We start from the raw sequence: 26,567 nt of genomic DNA on the forward strand, positions 1-26,567 counted from the left end.
CCAGTGGCGCCAAAGTCGCGCGCGCTAGCGCCCCGGTGCGGCCGACAGCATCGCGTCGAGCTCGGCCAGTTGCGCCGGCGTGCCGACGTTCTCCCAGCGCCCGTCGAAGCGCTCGCCGGTGGCGGTGCCGGCGGCGATGCCGGCATGGTAGATCGGCGTCATGGCCAGCCGCGTGCCCGGCACGATATCGGTAAACAGCCGGGTGTCGTACAGACCGATATTGCCGAAGGTCAGGCGCGCGCCGCTGGCCGGCTCGGCCTCGAGCGAGAGCCGGCCGTGGTCGTCCAGCGCGAAATCCCCGCGCGGATGGAACGGCGGGTTCGGCACCATCACCAGATGCATGTGCGGCGCGGCCGCGCCGGCCAGCGCCTGCGCGCGCGGCAGCAGCGCGCGGAAATCGTAGTCGCAGAAGATGTCGCCGGACACCGCCAGGAAGATCTCGCCGCGGACCGGGTCGTGCGACAGCAGCGGCAGGGCCTTGGCGATGCCGCCGGCGGTTTCCAGCGCCTCGCCCTCGGCCGAGTAGGCGATGCGCACGCCGAAGCGGCTGCCATCGCCAAGCGCCGTCTCGATCTGCGCGCCCAGCCAGGCGTGGTTGATGACGATGTCGCGCAGCCCGGCGCGCGCCAGCGCTTCGATCTTCCACACGATCAGCGGCTTGCCGCCCACCGCCAGCAGCGGCTTGGGGCAGGCATCGGTCAGCGGACGCATGCGGTCGCCGCGGCCGGCGGCAAAAATCATCACCTTCATCGGAACAGGGCCTCCAGGGCAAGCAGCGTGGCCATGCCGCCGGCAATGGTCCAGCCCACGCTGCGGGTACGTGCGGCAATCAGGATGGCGACCACGCCGGCCACCAGCCTGGCGTTGGTCGGGGTCAGGGCGAGTTCGCCCTGCTGCATCAGCAGGTCGGGCGCGATCAGTGCCGACAGCATCGCGGCCGGCACGAACTGCAGCGCGGTGCGAAACCACGACGGCAGCCGCACCCGGCCTTCGACGGCGATGAACGACAGGCGGATCAGGAAGGTGGCCAGGCCCGCGGCCAGGAATACCCACAGCAGCGTCAGCGCGCTCATGCGGCCTCCTTGCCGGCGGTGCTGGCAGTGCTGGTATCCGCGGCGTGGCTGGCGGCGCGGGGCCCCGGGCGGTTGCCGCGTCCCAGCACCAGCATGCCGACGGCGATGCCGCCCAGCGCCGCCACCATCAGGCCGAGCTTGTGCGGCAGGCTGTAGCAGGCCACCGCCAGCGCGCTGGCCGCCAGCGCCGCGGCGACATGCGAGCGGTGTTTGAGGCCCGGCACGATGATGCCGATAAAGGTCAGCGGCAGGAAGAAATCCAGTGGCCAGTGGCGCGGCACCTGGGCGCCGACCAGCACGCCGGCCAGCGTCGACAGCTGCCAGCTGGCCCACAACGCGAAGCCGCCGCCAAAGTAATACCAGTGGCGGTAGCGGGCGCGCGGGCCGGTGTCGCCCAGCCGGTGCGTCATCGCGGCAAAGGCCTCGTCGGTCAGCAGGTAGGCGATCAGCGCCTTCCAGCGCCGCGGCAGGTGCGCCAGGCTCGGCGCGATGGTGGCCGAGTACAGCGCGTGGCGCAGGTTGACCATGGCCACCGTCAGCGTGATCACCACCGCCGGGGTGCCGGCGGTCCACAGCTGGGTCAGGATCATCTGCGAGGCGCCGCCGAACACGATCGCGCTCATGGCGCAGGCCAGCCACGCGGGCATGCCGGCGCCGACCGCCAGCACGCCGTAGATCAGCCCGAACGGCACCACGCCCAGCAGCATCGGCGCGAGCGCGCGCGCGCCGGCCAGCCATTCGCCGGCGGCGGTGATGGCTGGCACAGGGCGCTGGTCCGGACCTGAATCGTCGGCGCGCATGCCGTCAGAACGTATAGCCGGCCGGGCTGGACACGCCTTCGAGCGCGTCCAGCAGGCGGATCAGCTTGCGCAGTTCGGTATAGCGCCCGGCCACCTGACGGGTGTACTTCATCACCAGCGGCAGGTTGGCGAGGTAGCCCTCCTTGCCGTCGCGGTGGTACAGGCGGGCGAAGATCCCCAGCACCTTGAGATGGCGCTGCAGCCCCATCCACTCGAAGTCGCGGTAGAACTCGCCGAAGTCGGGGTTGACCGGCAGCGCGGCCTTGCGCGCGCGTTCCCAGTAGCGGATCAGCCAGTCGAGCTGCTGCTCCTCATCCCATTCGATATAGGCATCGCGCCACAGCGACACCGCATCGTAGGTGATCGGGCCGGTGACCGCGTCCTGGAAATCGAGCACGCCCGGGTTGGCGGTGCCCTCGAGCACCATCAGGTTGCGCGAGTGGAAATCGCGGTGCACGTAGACCTGGGGCTGGGCGAGGTTGTTGGCAAGCAGCGCTTCCGTCACTTCGTGCCAGTCGGCCTGCTGGGCCTCGGACAGCGTGGCGCCGAGGTGCCTGGCCACGTACCACTGCGGGAACAGGTCGAGTTCGCGCTGCAGCAGCGCGCGGTCGTAGGCGGGCAGCTCGCCGGGGCGCGTGGCCGCCTGGATGCGGACCAGCGCGGCGGCGGCGTCGGTGTAGAGGCCGTGGGCGGAGGACTCGTCCAGCTTCGACAGGTAGGTCTGGCTGCCAAGGTCGGCCAGCAGCAGGAAACCCTGCTCCAGGTCCTGCGCCAGCACCGTCGGCACGGTCACGCCGGCGGCGCCGAACAGCCCGCAGACATGGATGAACGGGCGGCAGTCCTCGTGCGCCGGCGGGGCGTCCATCACGATCGCGGTGGGATGCGCGCGATGGCCGGTGCGGACGCGGAAATAGCGCCGGAAGCTGGCATCGGCCGAGGCCGGGACGCAGGAATCGGGATCGGCGGACCATGCCGGTCCGAGTCCGGCCACCCAGGCCTTGAGCTGGTCCAGGCGCGGGTCGTGGGGAAGAGCTGCCATACAGGTACTTGTCGGAGGTACGTGTGGGGATGGGGCGCGGGGGCGGAACGAAAGTGAAAGCCCTCGATGACACCGGAAATGAAACCGAAAGTAAGCGGCAAGAGCACCCCGGGTTGCCCCGTATAATACCCGACCAGACCGGGGCGCCGGTGGCCTCCGGGAGGGGCCGCGTTGCCCCGCAGCCTGCCCCGGCGGGGGCCTGGCGGCCTGCAGGCGAGCCGCTGCCCGTGCCGAGACTGACCACCCGTGCGAATGACCGAATCACAACGATCACCGAACAACAGGGCCTTGCCTTCGCCTGCCTTACCCCGCGCCCTGGCTCGTGCCAGGCGCGCCGGCGGCCTGCACGCGGGCGCGCTGCGCCCGCTGGTGCTGGCCATGGCCGGCCTGTCGGCCGGCGCCCATGCGCAGATCACCGGCTCGGCGATCCCCGACCTCGACCAGGTCGAGCCGGTGTTCGAAGCCGCGCCGCCAGCGCCGCCGCTGCCGGTGGAGTCCGGCGAGCTGGTGCCGCGCCTGGCCGAGCCGGCCGCCCGGGGCGAGTCCGATCCCGACGCCCCCACTTTCATCGAAGCCGACCGCATGACCGGCTATAGCGAGCGCGGCGTCGAACTCGAAGGGCATGCCGAACTGCGCCGCGACGGCGGCGTCATCAAGGGCGACAAGCTGAGCTACGACCAGGACACCGACGAGGCGTTCGCGCAGGGCAATGTGCGCATGTCGCGCAGCGGCACGCTGGCGGTGGGCCCGGAAGCGCGGCTCAAGGTCGAGGCCAACGAAGGCTACATGCTGTCGCCGGACTACTACTTCCAGCAGACCGGCGGCACCGGCAAGGCCGAGCGTATCGATTTCCTCGACCAGAACCGCAGCACGGCCCGGCAAGCGTCGTACACCACCTGCTCGCCCGACAATGCCGACTGGTATTTCAGCGCCAACCGGATCGACCTGGACAGCGACCGCCAGGTGGGCGTGGCCTACGGCGGCGTGCTGAATTTCTTCGGCGTGCCGGTGGCGGCCGCGCCCGCGTTCAGCTTCCCGCTGAACGACGATCGCCGCAGCGGCTTCCTGCCGCCGCTGATGGGCTACAGCTCGAAGTCGGGTTTTGATGTCACCGCGCCGTACTACGTCAATATCGCGCCCAACCGCGACCTGACCATCTACCCGCGGCTGATGACCGAGCGGGGCCTGCAGCTCGGCGGCGAATACCGCTACCTGAGCGAGACCTACTCCGGGCGCGTGCGCGCCGAGTTCCTGCCGGACGACAGGAAGACCAACTCGAACCGCTGGGCCTATTCGCTGCAGCACACGCAGCGACTGGCGCCGGGGCTGGGAGCGTACCTGAACCTGAACCGCGTCTCGGATGACCGCTACCCGGACGACTTCAACCGCAGCGTGTCGCAATCGACGCTGCGGCAGTACACGCAGGAGGGCGGCGTCACCTACAACTGGCAGGACTTCACCCTGCTGGCGCGGGTGCAGAAGTTCCAGACGTTGCGCCCCAGCGAGCCGTCGTACGAGCGCGTGCCGCAGCTGAACGGCAAGTACGTCCGCTATGACCTGGGCGGCTTCGACGTGCAGATGGAAGCCGACTACACCCGCTTCCGCATCCCGCTGACGTCCACCGGCTTCCAGCAGCCGCAGGGCGAGCGCATGTATTTCCAGCCGAGCATCAGCTACCCGATCGTGCGCGCGGGCTGGTACGTGACGCCCAAGGTGTCGTTCAACGCCGCGCAGTACCAGATGGAAGCGGCCACCAACACGCCGACCGCGCAGAACAACCTGTCGCGCGCGATCCCGACCGTCAGCCTGGATTCGGGCATGACCTTCGAGCGCGACGCGCCGACCATCAGCCGCCTGTTCGGGGTCAACTACGTGCAGACGCTCGAGCCGCGCCTGTTCTACGTCTACACGCCGTTCCGCGACCAGAGCCAGTTCCCGCTGTTCGACACGGTGCAGTCCGACTTCGGCTACGGGCAGATCTTCAGCGAGAACCCGTTCACCGGCTACGACCGCATCGCCGACAACAACAAGCTGACCGGCGGCGTGACCACGCGCCTGATCGAGTCCGATACCGGCATCGAGCGCTTCCGCGGCACCATTGCCCAGCGCTATGACTTCACCGGGCAGCGCGTGCAGCTCAACGGCACGCTGGCCGATCCCAAGTCGGGCTCGTCGGACCTGCTGGCCGCCACCACCATCCAGCTGTTCCGCGGCTACTATCTGGATGCGGGGGTGCAGTACAACCCCGATTCGGACCGCGTCAACTACGGCAACGTGGCGTTCACGTACCGGCCGGAGTCGCGCAAGGTGTTCAACGCCGGCTATCGCTACCGCCGGCCGACCTCGGTGACCGACAACACCGCGATCGACCAGTTCGAGCTGTCGAGCCAGTGGCCGATCACGCGCCGCGCCTACGGCATCGCGCGCTTCGCCTTCGACCTGACCGCCAGCCAGATGGTCGATGCGCTCGCCGGCGTCGAGTACGCCGCGGACTGCTGGGTCGGCCGCGTGGTCTACCAGCGTTTCCGCAACACTACCCAGGGCTACACCGGGCGGGTCTTCCTGCAGGTGGAGTTCCGTGGCCTTTCCAAGATCGGGTCCAACCCGTTGAACATCCTGCGCCTGAACGTGCCGGGCTACGAGCCGGTCTCGGCCAAGCCGGTGCCGACGACCCAGTTCGATCACTATGAATGACGGATTACGATGAAACGTCAAGAATTCGCCGTGTTTTCCTTTTTGCTGACGTCCTGGCACCGGCTGCTGCTGCCGGCCGTGCTGGCCGCGATGGCGGTGCCGGCAGCCGCGCAACTGAAGGCGCCCGGCACGCCGCGCGCCAGCGGCATCTTCGTGCCGCAGGCGTCCGATGTCACCGCGCCGTCCAGCCAACCCAAGCTGGGCGTGCCGCAGGCCGGCGGCCAGAAACGCTCGCAGCTGATCGACGAAGTGGTGGCGGTGGTCAACAACAGCGTGATCACGCGGCGCGAACTGCTTGACCGCGCCGACGAGATCGAGAGCCAGCTGCGTGCCGGCGGCCGCCCGGTGCCCGCGCGCGCCGACCTGCTGGGCGAGGTGCTCGAGCGCCTGGTGATGGAACGCGTGCAGACCCAGGCCGCGCAGGACGCCGGCATCCGCGTGACCGACCAGGAAGTCGACCGCGCCATCGAATCGGTGGCGCAGCAGAACCAGATGAACGCGGCCGAGCTGCGCCGCCGGGTCGAGGGCAGCGGCATGACCTGGACCAAGTACCGCGACGAGCTGCGCAAGCAGGTGCAGGTGATCCGCCTGCGCGAACGCGAGGTCGACTCCAAGGTGCAGGTCTACGACGGCGAGATCGACAACTACCTGGCGGCGCGCGGCGGCCAGGGCGCGGCCGGCGGCCCGACCGAATACAACATGGCGCAGATCCTCGTGCGCGTGCCCGAGAATGCCTCGGACGCGCAGAAGCAGGAATTGCGCACCAAGGCCGAGGGGCTGCTCAAGCAGGCCCAGGGCGGTGCCGACTTCGCGCAGCTGGCGCAGTCCAGCTCCGAAGGCCCGGAAGCCGCCCAGGGCGGTGCCATGGGCTTCCGCGAAATCGGCCGCCTGCCGGCGCTGTTCGCCAATGCCGTGGTCGACCTGCAGCCGGGCGCGGTGGCGCCGCAGGTGGTCGAGAGCGCCGCCGGCTTCCACGTGATCAAGCTGGTGGCCAAGCGCGCGGCGCCGGCCTCGGGGCCGGCCGCGGCCGGCAAGATCACGCAGACCCAGGTGCGCCACATCCTGATCCGCACCGGCCCCAACATGCCCGAGGCCGAGGCGCGCCGCCAGCTCGGCACGCTGCGCGACCGCATCACCCATGGCGGTGACTTTGCCGATGCGGCCAGGCGCTTCTCGCAGGACGGCTCGGCGCAGAACGGCGGCGACCTGGGCTGGGTGTCGCCGGGCGAGCTGGTGCCCGAATTCGAGCAGGCCATGAGCCGGCTGCGCCCCAACGAGATCTCCGAGCCGGTGGTCACTCAGTTCGGCGTGCACCTGATCCAGGTGCTGAACCGCCGCGAGACCGAGCTGTCGCCGGAGAAGCAGCGCGACTTCGCCCGTGCCGAAGTGCGCGAACAGAAACTGCGCGCCGCCTATGATGACTGGGTGCGCCAGCTGCGCTCGCAGGCGTACGTGGAGTACCGGGTCAACCGGCAGCGCTGACGCGCCGGTCCCCGCCCGCCCGTCAGCCCTCAGCGCCAAGCCGACATGCCCGACCCGCTAGCCCTGGCCATTTCCACCGGTGAACCCGCCGGCATCGGCCCCGATATCACCATCGGGGCGCTGCTGCAGCTGGCGGGCGCCAACCATGGCGCCGAGGCCGGGGCCTACCGCTTCCATGTGCTGGGCGATGCCCGCCTGCTGGCCGAGCGGGCCGAGGCGCTGGGCGTCACCCACGCCTGGGAGCGGCGCCTTGCCGACGGCGGCGTGGTGATCGAGGACATCGCGCTGGCGGTGGCGTGCGAGGCCGGGCGGCTCGACGCGCGCAACGGCCGCTATGTGCTGAAGCTGCTCGATGCCGCCATCGATGGCTGCCGCGCGCAGGGAGGCGCCGCGCCGCGCTATGCCGCGATGGTCACCGCGCCGGTGCAGAAGAGCACCATCAACGACGCCGGCGTGCCCTTCACCGGCCATACCGAATACCTTGCCGAAAGCGCCGGCGTGCCGCGCGTGGTGATGATGCTGGCCGGCCCGCAGCCGGCGCACGACCACGCCATGCTGCGCGTGGCGCTGGCCACCACCCACCTGCCGCTGCGCGCGGTGCCCGATGCGCTGTCGGTGCCGCTGCTGGTGCAGACGCTGGCCATCATCGATGCCGACCTGCGCCGTTGCTTCGGCATTGCGCGGCCGCGCATCCTGGTCACGGGCCTGAACCCGCACGCCGGCGAAAGCGGCCATATGGGCCGTGAAGAGATCGACATCATCGCGCCCGCGCTGGCGCAGGCCAAGGATGCCGGCATCGATGCGCGCGGGCCGTTCCCGGCCGACACGCTGTTCCAGCCGCGCCACCTGCGCGATGCCGACTGCGTGCTGGCGATGTACCATGACCAGGGGCTGGCGCCGCTCAAGTACGGCACCTTCGGCCACGGCGTCAACATCACGCTGGGGCTGCCCTTCATCCGCACGTCGGTGGACCATGGCACCGCGCTTGACCTCGCCGGCACCGGCCAGGCCGAGCACGGCAGCATGATCGAGGCCATCCGCACGGCGGTTATCATGTCTGGCCACGCCAACGGCCGACGGCCCGGCGGCGGTGCCGCGGGCCATACCCCTTCCGGCACGCAGCCGCCATGCTGACGCCGGACTAATACATCATGCGTTCTAACGTGCACCAGGGCCATGTGGCCCGCAAACGATTCGGGCAGAACTTCCTGGTCGACGACACCATCATCCACGGCATCGTCAATGCCATCAGCCCGCAGGCCGGCGACGTGCTGGTCGAGATCGGGCCCGGCCTGGGCGCGCTGACCGACCCGCTGCTCGAGCGGATTCCGCAGATGCAGGTGGTGGAACTGGACCGCGACCTGGTCGAGCGGCTGCGCCGCCGCTATGGCGACCGCCTGCAGGTCCACGCCGGCGACGCGCTCGACTTCGACTTCGACAAGCTCGCCGTGCCGGGCCGCCCGCTGCGCATCGTCGGCAACCTGCCGTACAACATTTCGAGCCCGCTGCTGTTCCACCTGATGGAGTTCGCCGACCACGTGCACGACCAGCACTTCATGCTGCAGAAGGAGGTGGTCGAGCGCATGGTCGCCGAGCCCGGCAGCAAGGCCTTCGGCCGTTTGTCGATCATGCTGCAGGTGCGCTACTACATGGAGCACGTGCTCGACGTGCCGCCGGGCGCCTTCAATCCGCCGCCCAAGGTGGACTCCGCCGTGGTCCGCATGATCCCGTGGCCGCGCCACGGCGACGGCCGGCTGCGTTCGCCGCATGCCGATTGCGACATCACCGTGCTCGGCGACGTGGTCACGGCGGCGTTCTCGCAGCGGCGCAAGGTGCTGCGCAACACGCTGTCGTTCCTGCGCGACCAGGTCGATTTCGAGGCCATGGGTTTCGACCTGGGCCGGCGCGCCGAGGAAGTGCCGGTCGGCGAGTATGTCGAGCTGGCCCGGCGGCTGGGCGACAAGCCGTCCGGCCAGGCCGCCTGAGCGCGGCAGCCGAATTCCCGCATTCCCAAAGCATCCCGATACTCCCGCGACTATTTCCGTGCAAGACCGTCCCATGACAGCCCAAACCAGCCAAACCAACCGGCGTCCCGTGATCCTGACCGGCGACCGTCCCACCGGCCCGCTGCACCTCGGCCACTTTGTCGGCTCGCTCAAGAGCCGCGTCGCGCTGCAGGATTCGCACGAGCAATACCTGCTGCTGGCCGACACCCAGGCCATGACCGACAACGCGCACGATCCCGACAAGGTGCGCCGCAACGTGCTGGAGGTGGCGCTGGACTACCTGGCGGTCGGCATCGACCCGGCCAAGACCACCATCACGGTGCAGTCGCACCTGCCCGCGCTGGCCGAGCTGACGCTGATGTACCTGAACTTCGTCACGGTGGCGCGGCTGGAGCGCAACCCGACCATCAAGGAAGAGATCCAGGCACGCGGCTTTGGCCGCGACATCCCGGCCGGCTTCCTGTGCTATCCGGCCTCGCAGGCCGCCGACATCACCGGCTTCAAGGCCGAGGTGGTGCCGGTGGGCGAGGACCAGGCCCCGCTGATCGAGCAGACCAACGAGATCGTGCGCCGCATCAACCACCAGGTCGGCCGCGACGTGCTGCCCGAGTGCAAGGCGATGATTCCGCAGTTCGGCCGCCTGCCCGGCGTCGACGGCAAGGCCAAGATGAGCAAGTCGATGGGCAACGCGATCGCGCTGGGCGCCGCGCCCGAGCAGATCAAGGCCGCGGTGCACAGCATGTACACCGATCCCAACCACCTGCGCGTGTCCGATCCCGGCCAGGTCGAGGGCAACGTGGTGTTCACCTACCTGGACGCGTTCGATCCGAACACCGAGGAAGTCCAGGCGCTGAAGGAACACTACCAGCGCGGCGGGCTCGGCGACATGGTGCTCAAGCGCCGCATCGAAGGCGTGCTGCAGGACATGCTGGCCCCGATCCGCGAGCGCCGCGAAGCGCTGGCCAAGGATCCGGACTATGTCTTCGACATCCTGCGCCAGGGCACCGCGAAGGCGCGCGCGCTGACCCAGCAGACGCTGGAAGAAGTGCGCGACGCGCTGGGCATGTTCTCGTTCGAGGCACGGCGGTAAATCCGCGCCGCGCGGAAGAGGAGAGCGGTGTTGGGTGCTCCCAAGCCGCCCGAGCTAGCCTAAGCAAGGTGTTCTCCCTCTCCCCTCAGGGGGAGAGGGACCGGGGTGAGGGGTGGGCTTGCAAGGCACCACGCCAAGCAAGGCCAACGGGTTTTAACGCAAAGCGTTCAGCCCCTCACGCCCGCCGGTTCACCAGCACGATCCCCGCCAGCACCAGCACCGCCGCCACCGCGAAGCGCGGGCCCACGGCGTCGTGCATCAGCACCACGCCGAAGGCGACCCCGAACAGCGGCGTCAGGAAGGAAAACACCGACAGCCGCGACGCCAGGTAGCGCTGCAGCAGCCAGAACCAGGTCAGGTAGCTGGCAAAGGCGATCAGCACTGACTGGTAGAACAGGCTGGCCAGCACCACGCCGTCGATCTGCACGGTGGCGGTCTGGCCGCCGGCGAGCGCCATGCCCAGCAGCATCACCGCGGACACCGCCAGCTGGTACAGCAGGGTCTTGCTGGCCGGAGCGCCGGCCAGCGGGCTGGCGCGCACCACCACCGTGGTCGCCGCCCACAGCGCGCCGGCGAGGATGCCGAGCGCATCGCCCAGCAGCGTGCTGCCCTGAGATGACGGCGCGGCGATGCCATCGGCAAAGGCCAGCGCCATGCCCGCGAACGCGAGCGCCACGCCCAGCCACTGGCCGGGACGCAGCCGTTCGCCCGGCACCACCAGATGCAGTCCCAGCGCGGTGAAGATCGGCGCGGTGTAGAGAAACACCGCCATGCGCGAGGCCGTGGTGTGCCCCAGGCCAACAAAGATGCAGAAGAACTCCGCGCCGAACAGCAGCCCCGCCAGCAGGCCGGCGTTGAGCGTGCCGTCGCGCCGCCACAGCGGGGTGCCGCGCCACGCCGCAAAGCCGAACACCAGCAGCGCCGCCACCGCCGAGCGCACGCCGGCCTGCAGCACCGCGCCCATCAGCGGCGCGGTCACCTTGATCACCACCTGCTGCAGTCCCCAGGCGGCGCACAGCACCACCATCAGGCCGATGGCGGTGGCGTCGAGCGGCTGGCGCGCGAGGCTCGGCGTGCTCACGGCGCGGGCCTTCAGGGACGGCTGGCGTCGCGGGTGGAATGGCGCTCGATCAGCTCGATCTTGTAGCCGTCCGGGTCTTCGACGAAGGCGATCACGGTGGTGCCGCCCTTGACCGGGCCGGCTTCGCGCGTGACCTTGCCGCCGGCGGCGCGGATGCGCTCGCAGGCGGCCGCGGCATCGTCGGTCTCCAGCGCGATGTGGCCGTAGGCGGTGCCGAGGTCGTAGCTGTCGACGCCGTAGTTGTAGGTCAGCTCCAGCACCGCGGTTTCGCTTTCGGGGCCGTAGCCGACGAAGGCGAGGCGGTACTTGTACTCGGGGTTGTCGCTCTGGCGCAGCAGCTGCATGCCGAGCACGCGGGTGTAGAAATCGATGGAGCGCTGCATGTCGCCGACGCGCAGCATGGTGTGGAGGAGTCGCATGGGAGGGCCTTCAACTGTTATCGGTATAGGAAGGCGCCATTTTAGTGCCTTTGGCCGAAACCTACCGGCCCAGTCCCGGTACCGGCAGCGGCCCTCAGAACGTCGGCAGCAGCTCGGGCGGGTGCGCGCGCAGTTGCGCGCGAGCGTCGCGGAATTCCGGAAAGATCGACTCGACGGTTTCCCAGAAGCGCGGGCCGTGGTTCATTTCCTTCAGGTGCGCCAGTTCATGCGCGGCGACATAGTCGATCATCGACAGCGGGAAATGCATCAGGCGCCAGTTCAGCCGGATCTTGCCGTCGGCGGTGCAACTGCCCCAGCGCGTCGCGGCCGAGGTCAGCGCGAAGCCGGTGTGGCGCACGCCCAGCCTGGCCGCATAGAGGTCCAGCCGCTCGGCCAGCAGGCGGCGCGCCTGCTGCTGCAGCCAGCCCTGCACGCGGTCCTTGATCTGCTGCTCGTCGGCGTGTGCCGGCAGCGCCAGATGCAGCACGCGGCGGTCGGCATCGAACAGCAGCGCGCCGATCGGCGACTCCAGCGCCAGCGTCAGCGGCTGGCCGAGGAAGGGCAGGGCCGCGCCCTCGCGCCATTGCACCGTCGGCAGCACGCGGCGCGCTTCGCGGTGGCGCCACTCGCCCAACTTGTTGAAGATCCAGCGCTGTTTTTCCAGGATCGCCGCCTCGATATCGGCCAGCGTGACCCAGCGCGGCGCGGTGATCGACAGGCCGCGGTCGTCGATGGTGAAGCCGATGGTGCGGCGCGCGGAGCGCTTGAGGGTGTAGTGCAGCGGCCGCTCGCCGATCTGCAGCAGGCGCGCATTGGGCTGCGGCACCGGCCAGGCCGGTGCCTGCTGCGGTTGCGGCGGCTCCGGTGCCAGCGGCGCCGCCGGCTGCGGCGCGTGGGCGGGTTCCGCCAGCGGCAGCTCCAGCTGCGCGCCGTCGGCGTCCGCGGCGGGTCGCAGCAGCTTCATGCGGTCGACTCGCTGCGTTGCGCAGCCTGGTAGCTTTCCGGGTCGATGCGGCGCATGTCGCGTTCGATCCAGTCGGCCACTTCCTGGTTGAGCTGGTCGGCGGTCTTGTTGGCCGAGGCGATCGGCGGGCCGACCGAGATCGTCACCATGCCGGGATATTTCATGAAGGAATTGCGCGGCCAGACCCGGCCCGAATTGACCGCCATCGGCAGCACCCAGGCCCCGGTTTCCACCGCCAGGCGCGCGCCGCCGCTCTTGTAGCGCGTCTTTACCAGGCCCGACGGGGTGCGCGTGCCTTCCGGGAACATGATGATCCACGCGCCTTCGGCCAGCCGCTCGCGGCCCTGGCGCGCCGCCGAGGCAAACGCGCGCGTGCCTTCCTTGCGGTTGATATGGACCATCTTCAGCATGCCCAGCGCCCAGCCGAAGAACGGCACCAGCAGCAGCTCGCGCTTGAACACGAAGCACAGCGGCTTGGGCATCAGCGCGACGTAGGCCACGGTTTCCCAGGCCGACTGGTGCTTGGACAGCAGCACTACCGGCTTGTCGAGCATGGCGTCCAAGTGCTCATGGCCCTCGATGCGGTACTGGATGCCGCAAATGATGCGGGCGGCGCCGATCACCAGCCGCGGCCAGCCGCGCACGAAGCGGAAGCGCTGGTCGGCATTCATGAACGGGAACACCAGGAAGCAGGCGCAGGCGTAGGGCGGCGTCAGCACCAGCAGGTACAGCGCGAACAACAGGGAACGAAGGAACGTCATGCGGGGGGCGCAAAAAGGAAATGGGTGCGGAGCGTGGGCCGCAGGCTCGGTCAGCCGCCGGCGGCATGCCCGCCCGGGCCACTCTGGGCCGGCTGGCGCTGGCCGCCGTCGTTGCCGGTCAGCCAGCGGGCAAAGGCGCGCAGGTCGTCGTGCACCTGGGTGCCGGGCGGCAGCCCGCCCTTGTCGAGCGTCTTCAGGCCCTTGCCGCTGCGCACCAGGTGCGGCGCGCAGCCGACCGCGACGCCGGCTTCGAGGTCGCGCAGCGAATCGCCGACGATCGGCACGCCGCGCAGCTCGATGCCGAAGCGCTCGCTGATCTGTTCCAGCATGCCCGAGCGCGGCTTGCGGCATTCGCAGCCGTCCGCGGCGGTATGCGGGCAGAAGAACACCGCCTCGACGCGGCCGCCCAGCCGCGCCAGCGCCGTATGCATTTTCTCGTGCATGGCGTTGAGCGCGCTCATCTCGAACAGCCCGCGGCCGATGCCGGACTGGTTGCTGGCGATGACCACGCGGTAGCCCGCCTGGTTGAGCGCGGCGATGGCTTCCAGGCTGCCGTCGATCGGCACCCATTCATCGGGCGTCTTGATGAACTGGTCGCTGTCGAGGTTGACCACCCCGTCGCGGTCGAGGATGACAAACTTGGGCGGTGTCTGCGGCATGTGCGGCTCCGGCGCTTGCTGGTGGCGTGGCTAAGGCAACCGCTCAGGCGGCCAGCTTGGAGATGTCGGCGACGCGGTTGGCCAGCGCATGCAGCGAGGCCAGCAGCGCCAGGCGGTTGGCGCGCAGCTGCGCGTCCTCGGCCATCACCATCACGTCATTGAAGAACTGGTCGACGGCGTCGCGCAGCTGGGCCAGGTCGCGCAGTGCGGCGGTGAAGTCGCCGCTGGCGAAGGCGGCCTCGACGGCCGGGCGCACGCGCTCGATGGCGGCGTGCAGCGCGCCTTCGGCGCCTTCCTGGAACAGCGCCGGGTTCACCGCGCCCACCGGCTCGGTGTTCTTGCGCAGGATATTGGTGATGCGCTTGTTGGCGGCGGCCAGGGCCTCGGCCTCGGGCAGCGCGGCGAAGGTACGCACCGCTTCCATGCGGCCCAGGATGTCATGCAGCTGATCCGGGCGCAGGCTCACCACGGCCTCGACTTCGTTGGTGGTGTAGCCCTTGTCCTTCAGGTAGCCGCGCACGCGGTCGTACAGGAAGTCGAGGATGGCCTCGGGCGCCGGCTTGACCGCGGCGATGCCGGCGAAGGCCTGCTGGGTCTGCGCCAGCAGCGACGACAGCGACAGCGCCAGCGGCTTTTCGATCAGCATGCGCAGCACGCCCAGCGCGTGGCGGCGCAGCGCGAACGGGTCCTTCTCGCCGGTGGGCTGCAGGCCGACGCCCCAGATCCCGACCAGGGTCTCGAGCTTGTCGGCCAGCGCCACCGCGGTGCTGACCGCGTTTTCCGGCAGTGCATCGCCGGCGAAGCGCGGGCGGTAGTGCTCGGAGCAGGCCAGCGCCACGTCCTCGGCTTCGTCGTCGTGGCGCGCATAGTAGGTGCCCATGGTGCCTTGCAGCTCCGGGAACTCGCCCACCATGTCGGTCAGCAGGTCGGCCTTGGCCAGTTCCGCGCCGCGCATCGCCGCGGCCTTGTCGGTGGCCACGCCGGCGGCGTTGAGGGCATCGGCGACATGGCCGGCGATCTGCTGCAGGCGCTGCACGCGGTCCAGCTGCGTGCCGATCTTGTTGTGGTAGACCACGCTCGCCAGCTGCGGCACGCGCGACGCCAGGGTCTTCTTGCGGTCCTGGTCGAAGAAGAACTTGGCATCGGCCAGGCGCGGACGCACCACGCGCTCGTTGCCGCTGATGATCGATTGCGGCGTCTCGGTGGCCAGGTTCGACACGATCAGGAAGCGGTTGCGCAGGTGGCCGTCGGCATCGGTCAGCGCAAAGTACTTCTGGTTGGTCTGCATGGTCAGGATCAGGCATTCCTGCGGCACTGCCAGGAAGGCTTCCTCGAAATGGCAGGCGTACACCACCGGCCATTCCACCAGCGAGTTGACTTCATCGAGCAGCGCCTCGGGCATGATGACCTGGTCGGCGCCGGCCTCCTGCAGCAGCGCGCTGCGCATGCGCTCGCGGCGCTCGGCATAGCTGGCCACCACGCGGCCGGCCGACTCGAGCTGCTGCGCATAGTCGTTGGCATGGCGGATCTCGATCGCGCCATGCGACAGGAAGCGGTGGCCCTGGGTCAGGTTGCTGGCCTGCAGTCCCAGCAGCGTCACCGGCAGGATCTCGGCGCCGAACAGCGCGATCAGGCTGTGCGCCGGGCGCACGAAATGCACCGTGCTGCCGTCCGGGCGCTGGTAGCTCATGACCTTGGGGATCGGCAGCCTGGCCACGGTGTCTTCCAGCGTGGCCTGCAGCCCGGCGGCCAGCTCGGCGCCGCGCGCGGTATAGCGGTAGAAGAAGGCCTCGGCCTTGCCGTCCGAGGCGCGCTCCAGCGACTGCCAGTCGATCTCGGCAACGCCGACCGACTTGGCCAGCGCGGCCAGCTTCTTGGCCAGCGGGGCGGTCGGCTCGCCGTTGGCGTCCAGCGCCACCGACAGCGGCAGGACCTTCTCGCGCTGCTCGCGGTCCGGCGCGTTGCGGCGCACGCCGCTGACCAGCGCCGCCAGGCGGCGCGGGGTGGCGAACGGCGTCACGGTGGCGCCCGGCTCAAGCAGGTCGCGCTCGCCCAGGCCGGCGAACAGGCCCTGCGCAAAGGCGTCGCCCAGGCGCGCCAGCGCCTTGGGGGGCAACTCTTCGGTGAACAGTTCGATCAGCAGCGAGTCGGTCATGGGTTGCGACATGAATCGTATCCAACAGGTTGTAGCGCGCGCAGCCTGGCTCAGCAGCGCGGCGAAAGATTAGGTTCGACTCCGGACAGCAGCCACAGGCCGTTCTGTTGCCGGAATTGCAGCGTGGTGTAGGCGCATTGCGCAGCCGCCGCGGCCGCCGCGGCGCTGGCGGCGCCATTGCTGCCGCCGCGGCTGCCCGCGGCCGGGAAGCGCGCGTCGATGCGGCGCAGGCGCTTGTCATAGCGGATCTCGTCGATGCGCCCGCCCACCCAGAAATCGATCTTCGGCGGCAGCTGTGCGGCCGAATAGTAGGTCTTGACCTTGCGCCGGGTGCGGCCGTTGTGGGTCTCGGTTTCGACCCAGGTCAGCGGGTAGCGGATCGCGCTTTCATACGCGCGCAGCGGCACCCGGTGCCAGCCCAGGTCGCGCTGGCCGGACAGGTCGCACGAGAACGAGCGCACCAGCTGCGTCCACTGGTCCAGCGCATTCAGCGACGGCCGCCACTGGCGCGCCATCGCCAGCTGCAGCGCCTGCGCGTCGGCCTCGCACACATTGCTCAGTTCGGCCGGCAGCATCAGCACCTGCGCGCTGGGAGCGGCCTGCGCACGCGCGCCGGCGGCATTGCCTGCCGCGGCCAGCGTGGCGAGGGCCAGGGCGCAGCCCAGCGCGCTGCGCGCCAGCAGCCTCATGCCCGCGCTCCGTCGCGCTGGCCGCACATCGGGAAGCCGAGGGCCTCGCGCGAGTCGTAGTAGGCCTGCGCCACCTGGCGCGACAGGTTGCGGATGCGGCCGATATACGCCGCGCGCTCGGTGACCGAGATCGCGCCGCGCGCATCGAGCAGGTTGAAGGTGTGCGCGGCCTTGAGCACCTGCTCGTAGGCCGGCAACGCCAGGCGCGTGCCGCTGTCCTGGCCAGGCTCGGCACCGTCGCCATTGCCCATCAGCCGCTTGGCCTCGCCCTCGTGCTCGGCGAAATGGCGGAACAGGATTTCGGTGTTGCTGTGCTCGAAGTTGTAGGTGGACTGCTCCACCTCGTTCTGGTGGTACACGTCGCCATAGGTGAGCCGGCGCGTCTCGCCGTTCTCGACCCACTCGGTCCAGATCAGGTCGTAGACGTTCTCGACCTTCTGCAGGTACATCGCCAGGCGTTCGATGCCGTAGGTGATTTCGCCGGTGATGGGCTTGCAGTCGATGCCGCCAACCTGCTGGAAGTAGGTGAACTGGGTCACCTCCATGCCGTTGAGCCAGACTTCCCAGCCCAGGCCCCAGGCGCCCAGCGTGGGATTTTCCCAGTCGTCCTCGACGAAGCGGATGTCGTTCTGCTTCAGGTCCAGGCCGAGCGCCTCGAGCGAGCCCAGGTACAGCTCCAGGATGTTCTCCGGCGCGGGCTTGAGCACCACCTGGTACTGGTAGTAGTGCTGCAGCCGGTTCGGATTCTCGCCGTAGCGGCCGTCCTTGGGGCGCCGCGACGGCTGCACGTAGGCGGCCCGCCACGGCTCGGGGCCGATCGCGCGCAGGAAGGTGTGTACGTGGGAAGTGCCGGCGCCGACCTCCAGATCGATGGGTTGCAACAGCGCGCAGCCCTGCCGGTCCCAGTAGGCCTGCAGGGTCAGAATCATTTGTTGGAAGGTCAGCATAGGAAGACTAGGTAGAGGCAAGCGACAGGCAGGCGGACGCAAGCCGAGGCCGCGCAGCGCGTGCCGGAGCCGCCGCATGCGGATTTTGCCAAACCCTGAATTCTATCGGCTTTTTGGCGCGGCGCCCCGTTTGGCAGGGCTGCATAGGGCACGCACCGATGGCCGGACCGGTGCGCGGCGCTGCGTCAATGTCGGCCGCGCACAACGCATCGGGAAAATACTGACGCGGATTTCAAGTCGCGCCGCTGCTTGCCGATAACGTTTTTGTATACAGTATGAGTAAGCAACCCGTTTCAGAGCGTTGCGATTGACAGTCCGTGCCGGTATGCAGGCACGGCGGCTGCCGGAACCTGCCGCGGCGGCCGTATGTCAGGACCTGATTATTGATGGGGACATTCGGATCATGGCACTTCTTTCTCGCAAACCTTATCTGGTCGCAATCGCGGTCATGATTGCCGCGGCCACCGTGTCCGTGGTGACCGGGCTGCTGAACTGAACCGGCCGGCGCGCCACTGACGCGCCCCCGGCACCAGGCCTGCCGCGCTGGCCCGCGGCGCCCGGCGCCCGCCTGCGCTTGCGCCTTCAGCCGCTCTTGCGCGCCTGGCGGTCGCGCCAGGCCGCGATGCCCAGCACCAGCGCAACCAGCGCCAGCACCGGCGCGTTACCCCAGCGGATATAGGGCGTCAGCCCCTGCATGCCCTGCACCTCGGCCGTCAGCGTGCCGACGGTGAAGGCCGGCAGGCGTTGCTGCACCGAACCGTCCGGGCGCACCACCGCGGTCATGCCGGTATTGGTCGAGCGCAGCATCGGGCGGCGCGTTTCCAGCGCCCGCATGCGCGAGATCTGCAGGTGCTGGTCCAGTGCGATGGTGTCGCCGAACCACGCCAGGTTGGTCAGGTTGGCCAGCAGGTTGGCCGGCGCCGGCTGCTGGCGCAGCGTCTGCGCGATCTCTTCGCCAAACAAATCCTCGTAGCAGATGTTCGGCGCCACGCGCACGCCCCGCACCGGCAGCGAGGGCTGGTCCAGGCCACCCCTGCGGAAGTCGCCCAGCGGCATCTTCATCATGTCGACGAACCAGCGGAAGCCGAGCGGGATGAATTCGCCGAACGGCACCAGGTGGTGCTTGTTGTAGCGGTACAGGCGCTCGGTTTCAGGGCCCAGGCCGAACACGCTGTTGGTGAAATCGACCGGGGAATCGGCTCCGGCGGCGCCGAACAGCACCGTGGTGCCGCTTTCCAGCGCGAAGTCGCGCACGGTGACGGCGACGTCGACCGGCAGCTCCTGCAGGATCACCGGGAACGCGGTTTCGGGCGTCACCACCAGGTCGGCCGGCGCCGCGGTGATCATGTCGCGGTACAGCTCGATCGAGCGCTGGATGCCGGCGGGCTCGAACTTGATGTCCTGCGCCACGTTGCCTTGCAGCAGACGCACCGTCAGCGGCTTGCCCGCAGGCGTGGTCCACGCCAGCGGCGCCAGTGCCGCGCCGGCGGCGGGCACCAGCCCGGCCAGCGCCAGCGCGCCCAGCGCGCGGCCCCGTTCGCCACGGCCGAGCCCGCGCACGGCGGCCGCCAGCAGCGCCGCCACGGCGGCGGCCAGCGCGCCGATGCCATACACCCCCAGCACCGGCGCAAAGCCCGCCAGCGGGCCGTCGGCATGCGCATAGCCGCCCGACAGCCACGGGAAGCCGGTGAACACCACGCCGCGCAGCCATTCAGTCAGGCCCCACGCGGCGCCGAACGCCAGCGGAGCGATCAGCGTGCCCGCGGGCAGGCGCCCCGTGAGCCGGTGCCAGAGCGCGCCGGCGAGCGCGGGGTAGAGCGACAGGAAGCCCGAAAACAGGACCACCGCCAGCGCGGCCATCCACGACGGCATCTCGCCGTACACGTGCATGCTGATATAGAGCCACCAGATGCCGGACAGGAACCAGCCCAGTCCGAACGCATAGCCGATCGCGCCGGCCATGCGCGTGCGGGGCGCGTCGGCGATCAGCGCGGCCAGGCCGGCCAGCGACAGGATCTGCAGCCACCACCAGTCATGCGGCGCGAAGGCCTGGGTATGGGCGATGCCGAGCACGCCGGCCAGCAGCAGCCGCGCCAGCGTCGCGGCGCGCGAGGGCGCGCGCGCGGCAGGCACGCCGGTGGCGCCGGCGTCGGCAGCGGCGCCGTCAGGGAGCGGGGCGTGAAGCTTCATGCGCTGGCCGCGCTGGCGCTGTCGGTGTTGGCTTCGCGGTGCACCTGCAGCAGGTGCACCTGGCGCGCGTCGGCGCGCAGCACTTCGAAGCGGATCGGCGGCAGCGTGATGATTTCGCCGCGATGGGGCACGTGGCCCACGTGGTTGGAAAGCAGCCCGCCCACTGTGTCGACATCGTGGTCGGAGAAACCCGTGCCGAAGGCCTCGTTGAACTGCGCGATCTCGGTCAGGCCGTGCACGCGCCAGCTGCCGTCGGGCATCGGCAGGATATTGTCCTGGTCTTCGTCGAGGTCGAACTCGTCCTCGATATCGCCGACGATCTGTTCCAGCACGTCCTCGATCGTCACCAGCCCAGCCACGCCGCCGTATTCGTCGACGACCATGGCGATATGGTTGCGGTTGATGCGGAACTCGCGCAGCAGGATGTTCAGGCGCTTGGATTCGGGGATGAACACCGCCGGGCGCAGGGTCTCGCGCAGGTCGAAGGCGGGATCGGTGTAGTAGCGCAGCAGGTCCTTGGCCAGCAGGATGCCGATGATGTTGTCGCGGCTGCCTTCGTAGACCGGGAAGCGCGAGTGCGCGGTCTGCTGCATGAAGGGGATGAAGGTCTCCGGCGCGTCGGCGATATTGACCATATCCATCTGCGCGCGCGGCACCATGATGTCGGCGGCGGTCAGTTCGGAAACCTGGAACACGCCCTCGATCATCGACAGGGAATCGGCATCGATCAGGCTGCGCTCATGCGCTTCCTGGAGCACTTCAAGCAATTCCGCGCGGGTGTCCGGCTCGGGGGAGATCAGGTCTGACAGGCGTTCGAGCAGCGATCTGGGCCGATCGGCCTGCTTCAGGTAAGCGGGCTTCGAACTGGGATAGGGGTCGTTCATTTCGCGGCGAGCGCGTGGTGGAGATCGTCTGAAGGATACACTAAAAGCCTGTCGGGCCCGTGACGGCGGGCCGCGGCCGACCTTCGGATGTGCCGCAGGAGACGCTCGCGGGCGCCGCCTGCGGCAGCCGCGTCACGCGGCCCGGTCGGCCTTCTCCGCCCGGTAGGGATCGGCATAGCCGAGCGCCTGCAGCGTCTCGGTCTCGATCGCTTCCATTTCCTCGGCCTCGGCGTCGTCCTCGTGCTCGTAGCCTTGCGCATGCAGCACGCCATGCACGACCAGATGGGCGTAATGGGCCTCGAGCGGCTTGCGCTGCGCGCGCGCTTCGGCTTCGACCACCGGGCAGCACAGCACGATGTCGCCGCTGACCGGGTCTTCCTCGCGCTCGGCATAGGCGAAGGTCAGCACATTGGTGGCGTAGTCCTTGCCGCGATAGGTGCGGTTCAGCGTGCGGCCTTCTTCCTCGCCGACGAAGCGGATGGTCAGCGCGGCGTCGGCGTACAGCGCCGACTTGACCCAGGTCTCCAGCTTGCGCCGCGCCGGCAGGCCGTTGCCCTTGGCGATGCCGTCGCCGTGCTGGACTTCCAGCTCCAGCGCCGGCGGCGTGGCCGGGGTGCCGGTGGTGGTGGTCAGCGGCGCGGCGGTCACCGCCACCGACAGCGCGTCATGGTTGTCCGGGCGCACCAGCAGGCCGGCCTGCTGGTTGGTATCGGTGTGCTCGGCCAGCAGCGCGACCACGCCGTCGGCGGCCTGCGTCAGGTCCAGCGTCAGGCTGCGGCCGTCGGGCAGCTGCACGCGCAGCGCGTGCGCGGCGCTCTTGCGCGCGCGGCCTTCGCCGTCGAACAGGGTCAGGCTGACGCCGGAAGACTGGGATTTCTGCGATTTCAATTAAGCGTCCTTGTGCTGGGCGTGATATTCGTCATAGGCGTCGACGATGCGCGCCACCAGCGGATGGCGCACCACGTCGATGCTGGTAAAGCGGGTGCAGGCGATGCCGCGCACGTCGCGCAGCACGTGCTGCGCTTCGACCAGGCCGCTCTTCTGGCCCTTGGGCAGGTCGATCTGGGTGGTGTCGCCGGTGATCACCGCCTTGGAGCCGAAGCCGATGCGGGTCAGGAACATCTTCATCTGCTCGGGCGTGGTGTTCTGCGCCTCGTCCAGGATGATGAAGGCATGGTTCAGCGTGCGCCCGCGCATGTACGCCAGCGGCGCGATCTCGATCATCTGCCGCTCGAACATCTTCTGCGTGCGGTCGAAGCCGAGCAGGTCGTACAGCGCGTCGTACAGCGGGCGCAGGTAGGGGTCGACCTTCTGCGCCAGGTCGCCGGGCAGGAAGCCGAGCCGCTCGCCGGCTTCCACCGCCGGGCGCGTCAGCACGATGCGCTTGACCGCGTCGCGCTCGAGCGCGTCGACCGCGCACGCCACCGCCAGGTAGGTCTTGCCGGTGCCGGCCGGGCCGATGCCCATGGTCAGGTCGTGCGACAGGATATTGCGCAGGTAGTCGCGCTGCGCCACGGTGCGGCCCTGCAGGCCGGTGCGGCGCGTATGCAGCACCGGCGATTCGTCGCCTTCCTCGCGCTCGGCCTCGTCGTCATCGCCGTTGCCGTTGCCGGGCAGGTAGCTGCCATGCGCGCTGAGCTGGCGCGTCTCGACCAGGCCCAGCTGCACGTCGTCGATCGACAGCGGCGTGCGCGCCTGGTTGTAGAAGCGCTCGAGCGCCAGCGCGGCATCCTGCGCGTGGCCGCCGCGGATGGTCATGCGATGGCCGCGGCGCTGGATGGTCACGTCCAGCGCCTGCTCGATCTGGCGCAGGTTCTCGTCGAGCGGGCCGCACAGGTTCTGCAGCCGGGTGTTGTCGTCCCGCGGGGCGACAAATTCTGCGGAAGGAATTTTCATCGGTGGGCGATGGCCTCGGTTGCTGGTGCGTTACTGGCGCACTACGATCTCGCCGCGCAGCGAGTGCGGGAACGCCTGCGTGATGCTGACATCGACCAGCTGGCCGACCAGCCGGTCGCGGCCCGCCTGCGGCACACCTGGCAGCGCGAAGTTGACCACGCGGTTGTTCTCGGTGCGGCCATGCAGCTCGGTCGGGTCCTTGCGCGCCGGGCCCTCGACCAGGATGCGCTGCACCGTGCCGACCATGTTCCGGCTGATGCGCTGCACGTTTTCCTCGATCGTGGCCTGCAGCCGCTGCAGGCGCTGGAGCTTGACCTCGCGCGGGGTGTCGTCGTGCAGGTTGGCCGCGGGCGTGCCCGGGCGCGGGCTGAAGATGAACGAGAACGAGGTGTCGTAGCCGATCTCCTCGATCATCGCCATCAGCTTGTCGAAGTCGGCATCGGTCTCGCCGGGGAAGCCGACGATAAAGTCCGACGACATCGACATGTCCGGTCGCAGCGCGCGCAGCCGGCGGATGATGCTCTTGTATTCCAGCACGCTGTAGCCGCGCTTCATCGCCATCAGGATGCGGTCCGACGCATGCTGCACCGGCAGGTGCAGGTGGTTCACCAGTTTGTCGCAGCGGCCGTACAGCTCGACCAGGCGCGAGGTGAATTCCTTGGGATGGCTGGTGGTGTAGCGGATGCGCTCGATGCCCGGGATCTCGGCCACGTATTCGATCAGCAGCGCGAAGTCGGCGATCTCGGCGGTGTCGCCCATCTTGCCGCGGTAGGCGTTGACGTTCTGGCCCAGCAGCGTGACCTCGCGCACGCCCTGGTCGGCCAGGCCCGCGACTTCGGCCAGCACGTCCTCGAACGGGCGCGACACTTCCTCGCCGCGCGTGTACGGCACCACGCAATAGCTGCAGTACTTGGAGCAGCCCTCCATGATCGACACGAACGCGCTCGGGCCCTCGACGCGCGCGGGCGGCAGGTGGTCGAACTTCTCGATCTCGGGGAAGGAGATGTCCACCTGCGACTGGCCGGTGCGCTGGCGGCGCGCGATCAGGTCAGGCAGGCGGTGCAGCGTCTGCGGGCCGAACACCACGTCGACATAGGGCGCGCGCGAGACGATGCTGGCGCCTTCCTGGCTGGCCACGCAGCCGCCCACGCCGATCACCAGGTCGGGCTTGGCGGCCTTGAGCGCCTTCATCCGGCCCAGTTCCGAGAACACCTTCTCTTGCGCCTTCTCGCGCACCGAGCAGGTGTTGAACAGGATCACGTCGGCGTCTTCGACGTTGTCGGTGGCTTCCAGCCCCTGGCTGGCGTTGAGGACGTCGACCATCTTGTCCGAGTCGTACTCGTTCATCTGGCAGCCGTACGTCTTGACGAAAACTTTCTTCATATGCCGATCTCAGTGGTTGACCTGGGGGCATCAGGGTGTTGCAACAACACGGCCGGCGCGTGGGGCACGCCGGTCGCACTTCGGGGTTGGTTATTTTTTCAGCGCCTGCTGTTCGGCCTCGCTCAGCACCCACGCGGTCAGCAGCTGGCCGTACAGGTCCAGCCTGTACCGCACCGGCAGCTTCTGGCCCGCCACCGCGGCGCTGGCCAGCAACTGGTTGTCGGTGCCGAACAGCCGCAGGCCCGGCGCCACGCCCACGCGCTTGCCGTCGAGCGTGGCGGTCTGCGGCGCGCCCGCCGACGGCGCGTCGATGACCAGCCTGGCCGCCGCGGCATCGCCCGGAAGCGCGCGCACCGGCTGGGCCGCGGCGACCGCCGCGCCGAGCAGCAGCACCGCGCCGCACGCCAGTCCGGCCCAACGCTTGCGCAGGCGGCTGGATGTCACGGACTCCGGCGCCTCGCGGCGCGTATCACGACCTGCTGGCATGGCGAACTCCGGCAAATGGGGCGGTGCGGTGGGTGGGTGGCCCTCGGACGTGGCCGAACTGCGGGCAACCGCGCATTTTACCTCGCTGGCGCCGGCTTGGTGTGGCAGGCAGTGTGGCAGGCAAGCGGCGTCAGAACAGGCAGGATGCCTCTTGCAGCACGCGCTGCTTGGACACCGTGCCCATCAGTTCGCGCCCGGCCGGGTCGCGTACCAGCGGGATGCGGTTGATGCCGTGCTCGGCGAATACCGCGAGGGCGTCGCGCAGGCGCGAATCCGGCGTCAGCGCCGGGAAGTCGCGCTCGGCCAGCGCCAGCACGTCGTCGGGCGCGCCCTCGCGCTGCGCGCGCTGCAGCGCATGGATCGACAGCGCGCCCAGCAGGCGGCCGTCGGCCTGCACCAGGTAGAGGTAGCGGGTGCCGGTCTCGGCGAACTTGTCGGCGGCCGCCGCCAGCGTGGCGCCGGGGTCGAGCACGGTGTCGGTCGGGTCGCACAGGCCGGCCAGCGTCAGCGTGCGGGCATGCTCGGCGGCCGCCGACGCCTGCGCGCGCTCGGCGATCACGCTGTACAGCGACAGCGTCTGGCAGCGCGACGCGGTGTAGTACGCCGCCACCGCGCCGATCATCGACGGCAGCAGCAGCGCCGGCGCCAGCGTCATCTCGAACACCATCAGCACCGACATCAGCGGCGCCTGGCTGGTGGCCGCCAGGAAGGCGCTCATGCCCACCAGCGGCAGCAGCGGCGCCGCGCCCGGGCCCTGCATGCCGAGCGCCAGCAGCTGGCCCAGCGCCGCCCCCACGAATAGCGACGGCGTGAACACGCCGCCGACCGCGCCCGAGCCCATGCTGATCACCGTGGCCGCCAGCTTGGCCAGCAGCACGGCGGCCACCGGCACGCTCAGCGGCTGCTCCTGCAGCAGGGTCTGGATGGTGGAAAAGCCGTTGCCGACGACTTCCGGCACCGCCATCGCCAGCACGCCGACCAGCGCGCCGCCCAGCGTCAGCCGTGCCACCGGCCCGCCCGGCAGCGCCGCGAAGCGGCTGCGCGCGAAGCCGGCGGCGCGCAGGAACAGCGCGCCCGCGATGCCGGCGGCCACGCCCAGCGCCGCCGCGGCCAGCAATATCTGCGGGCGCAGGTCGGGGGCGATATCGAGGCCAGGGTAGAGCGGCTGCAGCCCGCCGTGCCACTGGCTGACCATGGCGCCGGCGACCGAGGCCAGGAACAGCGGCATCAGGCGCTGCACCGCGAGCGCGCCGAACACGACTTCGGCGACGAAGACCGCGGCGGAAAACGGGGTGTGGTAGACGGTGGCCAGGCCCGCCGCGGCGCCGCAGGCGGTCAGCATGCGGCGCATGTTGGAGCCGCCGCCGCGCTCGATCCGGGTCGACGGGAACAGCGACCCGCACAGCGCCGCCAGCTGGATCATGGCGCCCTCCTTGCCGACCGAGCTGCCGCTGACGATCGAGAAAAAAGAGGACAGCGCGCGCAGCAGGGTGATCCGCACCGGCAGCCGGCCGCTGCCGTTGGCGACCGCTTCCATATAGTCGGTGGCGCCGGGGTGGGTGCTGGCCAGCCGGTTGGCCAGCACCAGCAGGCCGCCCGCGAGCGCGCCGCCGACGGCCGGCACCACCACGCGCCATGCCAGCGCCAGCGTCGCGAACACCGTGACCACGTCGGCATGGCTGGCAAACAGCACGAAGCCCGCGCCGTCCAGCGCCTCCTTGAACAGCGTGGTGGCGATGGCGGCGACGATCCCGACCGGGATGGCCGCGAGCAGTGTGACTTCCTGGTCTTCGAGGAAACGCAAGCGCATGGCGGCTTTCCGGGCAGGCGGGGCGACGTGCCGGCGAGGGGGCGGCCGGGCGGCCCGAG

At 69.6% G+C, this 26,567-nt stretch carries 25 protein-coding genes; 6 read left to right on the forward strand and 19 right to left on the reverse strand.

Features of this window, described 5'->3' with window-relative positions; genetic code table 11:
* Positions 1-24: 24 nt before the first annotated feature.
* The 4 genes from murU to C7416_RS09260 are packed head-to-tail and all read right to left on the reverse strand — an operon-like array spanning position 25 to position 2,912.
* Positions 25-750, reverse strand: coding sequence for an N-acetylmuramate alpha-1-phosphate uridylyltransferase MurU (murU, locus tag C7416_RS09245; protein WP_111518409.1), 726 nt, complete (start codon positions 748-750; stop codon positions 25-27).
* Complete coding sequence (locus C7416_RS09250; RefSeq protein ID WP_012351792.1) at positions 747-1,073, reverse strand: AzlD domain-containing protein; 327 nt, start codon at positions 1,071-1,073, stop codon at positions 747-749. Before C7416_RS09250 ends, murU begins: the two co-directional genes overlap by 4 nt.
* The gene (locus C7416_RS09255; protein ID WP_111518411.1) at positions 1,070-1,873 is read right to left on the reverse strand and encodes an AzlC family ABC transporter permease; all 804 of its coding nucleotides are present in this window, start codon (positions 1,871-1,873) and stop codon (positions 1,070-1,072) included. The genes C7416_RS09250 and C7416_RS09255 overlap by 4 nt, the downstream gene beginning before the upstream one ends.
* Positions 1,874-1,877: 4 nt before the next feature.
* Positions 1,878-2,912 (reverse strand): aminoglycoside phosphotransferase family protein, encoded by a 1,035-nt coding sequence (locus tag C7416_RS09260; RefSeq protein WP_111518413.1) that lies wholly within the window; start codon positions 2,910-2,912, stop codon positions 1,878-1,880.
* 252 nt (positions 2,913-3,164) lie between these two features.
* Between C7416_RS09260 and C7416_RS09265 the strand changes: the two genes are divergently transcribed.
* The 5 genes from C7416_RS09265 to trpS all read left to right on the forward strand — a co-directional run bounded on the left by C7416_RS09265 (position 3,165) and on the right by trpS (position 10,184).
* Positions 3,165-5,606, forward strand: coding sequence for an LPS-assembly protein LptD (locus C7416_RS09265; protein ID WP_111518415.1), 2,442 nt, complete (start codon positions 3,165-3,167; stop codon positions 5,604-5,606).
* Between the two features lie 9 nt (positions 5,607-5,615).
* Positions 5,616-7,088: a peptidylprolyl isomerase gene (locus C7416_RS09270; protein WP_111518417.1), complete on the forward strand. Its 1,473-nt coding sequence runs from the start codon at positions 5,616-5,618 to the stop codon at positions 7,086-7,088.
* A 45-nt stretch (positions 7,089-7,133) separates the two neighbouring features.
* The gene (pdxA, locus tag C7416_RS09275; RefSeq protein ID WP_111518419.1) at positions 7,134-8,222 is read left to right on the forward strand and encodes a 4-hydroxythreonine-4-phosphate dehydrogenase PdxA; all 1,089 of its coding nucleotides are present in this window, start codon (positions 7,134-7,136) and stop codon (positions 8,220-8,222) included.
* Between the two features lie 17 nt (positions 8,223-8,239).
* A complete protein-coding gene (gene rsmA / locus C7416_RS09280; protein ID WP_111518421.1) occupies positions 8,240-9,073 on the forward strand; it encodes a 16S rRNA (adenine(1518)-N(6)/adenine(1519)-N(6))-dimethyltransferase RsmA in 834 nt (277 codons plus the stop codon).
* 73 nt (positions 9,074-9,146) lie between these two features.
* Positions 9,147-10,184 (forward strand): tryptophan--tRNA ligase, encoded by a 1,038-nt coding sequence (gene trpS / locus C7416_RS09285; RefSeq protein ID WP_062796878.1) that lies wholly within the window; start codon positions 9,147-9,149, stop codon positions 10,182-10,184.
* A 175-nt stretch (positions 10,185-10,359) separates the two neighbouring features.
* Here trpS and C7416_RS09290 read toward each other — a convergent pair whose 3' ends face one another.
* The 8 genes from C7416_RS09290 to glyQ form a co-directional block, all read right to left on the reverse strand.
* A complete protein-coding gene (locus C7416_RS09290; RefSeq protein ID WP_373424995.1) occupies positions 10,360-11,211 on the reverse strand; it encodes a DMT family transporter in 852 nt (283 codons plus the stop codon).
* A gap of 65 nt (positions 11,212-11,276) precedes the next feature.
* Entirely contained in the window at positions 11,277-11,684 is a 408-nt protein-coding gene (gene gloA / locus C7416_RS09295) for a lactoylglutathione lyase (protein WP_018008824.1), read from the reverse strand.
* 94 nt (positions 11,685-11,778) lie between these two features.
* A complete protein-coding gene (locus C7416_RS09300; RefSeq protein ID WP_111518425.1) occupies positions 11,779-12,648 on the reverse strand; it encodes a M48 family metallopeptidase in 870 nt (289 codons plus the stop codon).
* Complete coding sequence (locus C7416_RS09305) at positions 12,645-13,409, reverse strand: lysophospholipid acyltransferase family protein (protein WP_111518427.1); 765 nt, start codon at positions 13,407-13,409, stop codon at positions 12,645-12,647. The genes C7416_RS09300 and C7416_RS09305 overlap by 4 nt, the downstream gene beginning before the upstream one ends.
* A 50-nt stretch (positions 13,410-13,459) precedes the next feature.
* Positions 13,460-14,068 (reverse strand): D-glycero-beta-D-manno-heptose 1,7-bisphosphate 7-phosphatase, encoded by a 609-nt coding sequence (gene gmhB / locus C7416_RS09310; protein WP_111518429.1) that lies wholly within the window; start codon positions 14,066-14,068, stop codon positions 13,460-13,462.
* A gap of 43 nt (positions 14,069-14,111) precedes the next feature.
* A complete protein-coding gene (gene glyS, locus C7416_RS09315) occupies positions 14,112-16,235 on the reverse strand; it encodes a glycine--tRNA ligase subunit beta (RefSeq protein WP_111518431.1) in 2,124 nt (707 codons plus the stop codon).
* A gap of 38 nt (positions 16,236-16,273) precedes the next feature.
* Positions 16,274-16,912 carry a hypothetical protein gene (locus C7416_RS09320; protein ID WP_111518433.1) on the reverse strand — a complete coding sequence of 213 codons (639 nt, stop codon included), beginning with the start codon at positions 16,910-16,912 and terminating at the stop codon, positions 16,274-16,276.
* Complete coding sequence (glyQ, locus tag C7416_RS09325) at positions 16,909-17,859, reverse strand: glycine--tRNA ligase subunit alpha (RefSeq protein WP_111518435.1); 951 nt, start codon at positions 17,857-17,859, stop codon at positions 16,909-16,911. The genes C7416_RS09320 and glyQ overlap by 4 nt, the downstream gene beginning before the upstream one ends.
* A 307-nt stretch (positions 17,860-18,166) precedes the next feature.
* On the opposite strand from glyQ, the gene C7416_RS28880 reads away from it, so the two are divergent.
* A complete protein-coding gene (locus C7416_RS28880; RefSeq protein ID WP_146604258.1) occupies positions 18,167-18,355 on the forward strand; it encodes a hypothetical protein in 189 nt (62 codons plus the stop codon).
* A gap of 86 nt (positions 18,356-18,441) precedes the next feature.
* Here the strand turns inward: C7416_RS28880 and lnt are convergent, their stop codons facing one another.
* The 7 genes from lnt to C7416_RS09360 all read right to left on the reverse strand — a co-directional run bounded on the left by lnt (position 18,442) and on the right by C7416_RS09360 (position 26,508).
* The gene (gene lnt / locus C7416_RS09330; RefSeq protein ID WP_111518437.1) at positions 18,442-20,049 is read right to left on the reverse strand and encodes an apolipoprotein N-acyltransferase; all 1,608 of its coding nucleotides are present in this window, start codon (positions 20,047-20,049) and stop codon (positions 18,442-18,444) included.
* On the reverse strand, positions 20,046-20,933 hold the full coding sequence (locus C7416_RS09335) for an HlyC/CorC family transporter (RefSeq protein ID WP_111518439.1): 888 nt from the start codon (positions 20,931-20,933) through the stop codon (positions 20,046-20,048). Before C7416_RS09335 ends, lnt begins: the two co-directional genes overlap by 4 nt.
* Before the next feature lie 132 nt (positions 20,934-21,065).
* Positions 21,066-21,821 (reverse strand): rRNA maturation RNase YbeY, encoded by a 756-nt coding sequence (ybeY, locus tag C7416_RS09340; RefSeq protein WP_111518441.1) that lies wholly within the window; start codon positions 21,819-21,821, stop codon positions 21,066-21,068.
* Positions 21,822-22,829 carry a PhoH family protein gene (locus C7416_RS09345; protein WP_018008834.1) on the reverse strand — a complete coding sequence of 336 codons (1,008 nt, stop codon included), beginning with the start codon at positions 22,827-22,829 and terminating at the stop codon, positions 21,822-21,824. It abuts the gene before it with no gap.
* 30 nt (positions 22,830-22,859) lie between these two features.
* Positions 22,860-24,212 (reverse strand): tRNA (N6-isopentenyl adenosine(37)-C2)-methylthiotransferase MiaB, encoded by a 1,353-nt coding sequence (miaB, locus tag C7416_RS09350; RefSeq protein WP_111518443.1) that lies wholly within the window; start codon positions 24,210-24,212, stop codon positions 22,860-22,862.
* A gap of 90 nt (positions 24,213-24,302) precedes the next feature.
* Complete coding sequence (locus C7416_RS09355; RefSeq protein ID WP_111518445.1) at positions 24,303-24,698, reverse strand: hypothetical protein; 396 nt, start codon at positions 24,696-24,698, stop codon at positions 24,303-24,305.
* A 130-nt stretch (positions 24,699-24,828) separates the two neighbouring features.
* Positions 24,829-26,508, reverse strand: coding sequence for a ClcB-like voltage-gated chloride channel protein (locus C7416_RS09360; RefSeq protein ID WP_111518447.1), 1,680 nt, complete (start codon positions 26,506-26,508; stop codon positions 24,829-24,831).
* Positions 26,509-26,567: the final 59 nt, after the last annotated feature.

It is taken from the genome of Cupriavidus phytorum (assembly GCF_003254285.1).
Classification (GTDB): domain Bacteria; phylum Pseudomonadota; class Gammaproteobacteria; order Burkholderiales; family Burkholderiaceae; genus Cupriavidus; species Cupriavidus phytorum.

Bases quoted from the DNA above. Each gene is read 5' to 3' on its own strand.
- murU (WP_111518409.1), bottom strand. From the start codon at position 750: ATGAAGGTGATGATTTTTGCCGCCGGCCGCGGCGACCGCATGCGTCCG.
- C7416_RS09250 (WP_012351792.1), bottom strand. From the start codon at position 1,073: ATGAGCGCGCTGACGCTGCTGTGGGTATTCCTGGCCGCGGGCCTGGCC.
- C7416_RS09255 (WP_111518411.1), bottom strand. From the start codon at position 1,873: ATGCGCGCCGACGATTCAGGTCCGGACCAGCGCCCTGTGCCAGCCATC.
- C7416_RS09260 (WP_111518413.1), bottom strand. From the start codon at position 2,912: ATGGCAGCTCTTCCCCACGACCCGCGCCTGGACCAGCTCAAGGCCTGG.
- C7416_RS09265 (WP_111518415.1), top strand. From the start codon at position 3,165: ATGACCGAATCACAACGATCACCGAACAACAGGGCCTTGCCTTCGCCT.
- C7416_RS09270 (WP_111518417.1), top strand. From the start codon at position 5,616: ATGAAACGTCAAGAATTCGCCGTGTTTTCCTTTTTGCTGACGTCCTGG.
- pdxA (WP_111518419.1), top strand. From the start codon at position 7,134: ATGCCCGACCCGCTAGCCCTGGCCATTTCCACCGGTGAACCCGCCGGC.
- rsmA (WP_111518421.1), top strand. From the start codon at position 8,240: ATGCGTTCTAACGTGCACCAGGGCCATGTGGCCCGCAAACGATTCGGG.
- trpS (WP_062796878.1), top strand. From the start codon at position 9,147: ATGACAGCCCAAACCAGCCAAACCAACCGGCGTCCCGTGATCCTGACC.
- C7416_RS09290 (WP_373424995.1), bottom strand. From the start codon at position 11,211: ATGGTGGTGCTGTGCGCCGCCTGGGGACTGCAGCAGGTGGTGATCAAG.
- gloA (WP_018008824.1), bottom strand. From the start codon at position 11,684: ATGCGACTCCTCCACACCATGCTGCGCGTCGGCGACATGCAGCGCTCC.
- C7416_RS09300 (WP_111518425.1), bottom strand. From the start codon at position 12,648: ATGAAGCTGCTGCGACCCGCCGCGGACGCCGACGGCGCGCAGCTGGAG.
- C7416_RS09305 (WP_111518427.1), bottom strand. From the start codon at position 13,409: ATGACGTTCCTTCGTTCCCTGTTGTTCGCGCTGTACCTGCTGGTGCTG.
- gmhB (WP_111518429.1), bottom strand. From the start codon at position 14,068: ATGCCGCAGACACCGCCCAAGTTTGTCATCCTCGACCGCGACGGGGTG.
- glyS (WP_111518431.1), bottom strand. From the start codon at position 16,235: ATGTCGCAACCCATGACCGACTCGCTGCTGATCGAACTGTTCACCGAA.
- C7416_RS09320 (WP_111518433.1), bottom strand. From the start codon at position 16,912: ATGAGGCTGCTGGCGCGCAGCGCGCTGGGCTGCGCCCTGGCCCTCGCC.
- glyQ (WP_111518435.1), bottom strand. From the start codon at position 17,859: ATGCTGACCTTCCAACAAATGATTCTGACCCTGCAGGCCTACTGGGAC.
- lnt (WP_111518437.1), bottom strand. From the start codon at position 20,049: ATGAAGCTTCACGCCCCGCTCCCTGACGGCGCCGCTGCCGACGCCGGC.
- C7416_RS09335 (WP_111518439.1), bottom strand. From the start codon at position 20,933: ATGAACGACCCCTATCCCAGTTCGAAGCCCGCTTACCTGAAGCAGGCC.
- C7416_RS09345 (WP_018008834.1), bottom strand. From the start codon at position 22,829: ATGAAAATTCCTTCCGCAGAATTTGTCGCCCCGCGGGACGACAACACC.
- miaB (WP_111518443.1), bottom strand. From the start codon at position 24,212: ATGAAGAAAGTTTTCGTCAAGACGTACGGCTGCCAGATGAACGAGTAC.
- C7416_RS09355 (WP_111518445.1), bottom strand. From the start codon at position 24,698: ATGCCAGCAGGTCGTGATACGCGCCGCGAGGCGCCGGAGTCCGTGACA.
- C7416_RS09360 (WP_111518447.1), bottom strand. From the start codon at position 26,508: ATGCGCTTGCGTTTCCTCGAAGACCAGGAAGTCACACTGCTCGCGGCC.